Annotated in this window: 3 protein-coding genes; 1 reads left to right on the forward strand and 2 read right to left on the reverse strand. The window is 38.4% G+C overall.

The window, feature by feature from the left end; all coding sequences use genetic code 11:
* Both KJA13_03060 and KJA13_03065 read right to left on the reverse strand, forming a co-directional pair.
* Positions 1-430 (reverse strand): hypothetical protein (locus KJA13_03060; GenBank protein ID MBZ9577993.1); only part of this gene is annotated, 430 nt, incomplete at its 3' end.
* A 645-nt stretch (positions 431-1,075) separates the two neighbouring features.
* Entirely contained in the window at positions 1,076-1,921 is an 846-nt protein-coding gene (locus KJA13_03065; GenBank protein ID MBZ9577994.1) for a DDE-type integrase/transposase/recombinase, read from the reverse strand.
* Between the two features lie 140 nt (positions 1,922-2,061).
* Between KJA13_03065 and KJA13_03070 the strand changes: the two genes are divergently transcribed.
* On the forward strand, positions 2,062-2,289 hold a 228-nt coding region (locus KJA13_03070), incomplete at its 3' end, for a hypothetical protein (GenBank protein ID MBZ9577995.1).

The raw sequence follows: 2,289 nt of genomic DNA on the forward strand, positions 1-2,289 counted from the left end.
GTATTTGCCACATTCCATTTACTACAGTTCCAGTTTGCTTGGAATATCTCCCAAACTCCGTCTTATCAAGAAACTGACCTTCTAATTCGTATTCTGGGAAAACTAACCAATCCGCTGTTTTCCCACGATATTCCACTGTTTTTATACCAATCTTATCCTTCAAATGTGAAGCAGAATTTAGAGGTGTAGGAATAAATTTCACGTGATTTTTATGCAAATCTGCATATATATCAGATTTATGTTTTAAGGGAAATTTATAGCCCTCTCTAAATTTTTTCCAATATTTTTCTAATCTAAGCCAGACAAAAGACGTTTTAGCAGACTTATCCCACGTTGGCCAGAATTTTAATTTGTCAAACTCAGGTAAAAATCTATAATTTTTTTTATAAAAGAGGTCAGGGTTCCTTTCAGCGAGGACTAAAATATACAATAATATATATATAATAGACCATTTGACACTTTTTGCGATCTACATATACGCAAAAGTATATCGATAAAAACTTTCTAGGCGAAGCCGTTTTTAAAGATACTGCTAAGAAAAAGACCGGGTATATTCACTCTTTCTCCTTCAAAGACCCCCCTCGGACCTTTTAAAATATCTAGCAAGTCCCTTTAATTAACGGCTAAAGACGCCCCACATGGATCGAGAGGCAGCGGGAGTTTTGCGAAATTAATTTGGGGTAAGCCATTTCTTACGCCAATGGTCGTCCGAATTTTCCGCTGCTGATAAAATTCAGCTACTAACTTCCGATTGAGTGCCTGATAAAACCAGACCTCCAAAATTTTATCCCAGGATTCCGCTGACCTGTTTCCTTTAAAGCGGAAGATGGAAGTCAACATACTGAACCGCCCCTCACATAAATTGGTGGTGATACACATGCCACAAAAGTACAAAAGGACTAAGGAAAGTATGTTTGCAATTCCCAATGCATCGGTTGAGAGTGCCGTCACTTGTTTTGCCGTTGTATCTACTTGGAACACGTGGGTCGTCCCATCTTTAAACACATTTTTTGGTCCTCGCTTCTTTTTTGCGGGGCTGGACTTTTTCGGGGGGTTTTTCTTATTTTTCGAGCCTTTAGGGCGCCCACGTTTTTTTTTGTTGGTTCTTTTTAGTCGTCTTGACGAGGACGCGTCCAATATTGACGCCATTTTGGACAAAGATATCATTTGTCGTGCCAATGGAAGTTTCTTTGATTTCCATTTTGGTCTGTTCAATTTTCGTGATAATGACCCGCCCATAGGGGGGTTTATGGATGTGTTCGATGTGGATAATGGAGAGCCCTGCTAATTTAATCGCTTTTCGATACCCCGAAAACCCATCTGTCACGATCAGGTCCGGGTGTCCTCCCGCTTGGATTCCTTCTAAAAGGACCCCCAGGATCGTGGTGGCAGCCCTATCTCTTGCTAATAGGTAAGCAAGAGGATCGCCATGCTCATTTACAGCGATAATCAATTTATACTTCTTACCTCCAATCTTTAAAAATTTTTCATCCATCACAATGACTTTCCCCGGGTAAATCTCGTGAAAAGAGCGCGCTTTCTCTTTTACCTCCGCCATATAGTCTAAAAAATCTGTCAGAATGGTAGAAATGACGCTGGGCGAAATGTTGTACCGGGTGGCAAGGTCGGTGACTTTTTGACCGCGTCCTAATGCGGCGTCAATGAGATCCATAAGAAAATCTTGCGTTTGGTCTTGAAAAAATTTGGAGGTATGGGGATAAAACCGTTTTCCACAATCGGCACAGTATACTTTTTGCGGTTTGGTTTTTCTTGTGGGGTCTTTTCCTGTTTTCCAGATGCGATCTGACTCGCATCTGGGACAAAATAAAGGGATTTCAATATAGAGTTCAGAATTAGTACCTGAAAGGTCCCAAGAAATCTGTATGCGTCTGGGATATATTCCACTTTGGCTAATTTCCATCTCTTTCACCAAGAGAGAATCCCAGAAAAAAATATTAAAGTCTACATGTTCTTCTCGGAATATGTTGAACTCAAAAATTATCCAAAAGATTTAGAAAAAATTTTTTCCGAATTCTATTTACTTATTTTTCTTTCCATTTAATGTCTCAAATAGCACTTTGGATTTTCTTCAGCAAATTACAAGATTTCATAATAGAAGGCATGGTATTAGCTTCAATATTAGTAACACTTATTAATTGGTCATTGAAAGATAAATACTCAAATGAATATATTAAAATTAGTGACAAGATTCTAGGGAAAAAATTTCGCCTACTCATGGTTTCTTTGAGTATTTTATATGGTTTAAGCATCTTATATTTAGCAACTAAA

The sequence above is a fragment of the Patescibacteria group bacterium genome, assembly GCA_020148045.1.
Taxonomy (GTDB): Bacteria; Patescibacteriota; Minisyncoccia; order Minisyncoccales; family GWA2-38-27; genus JAHCRG01.

Coding starts and splice junctions, on each gene's coding strand:
- KJA13_03065 (MBZ9577994.1), bottom strand. CDS start 1,921: ATGGAAATTAGCCAAAGTGGAATATATCCCAGACGCATACAGATTTCT.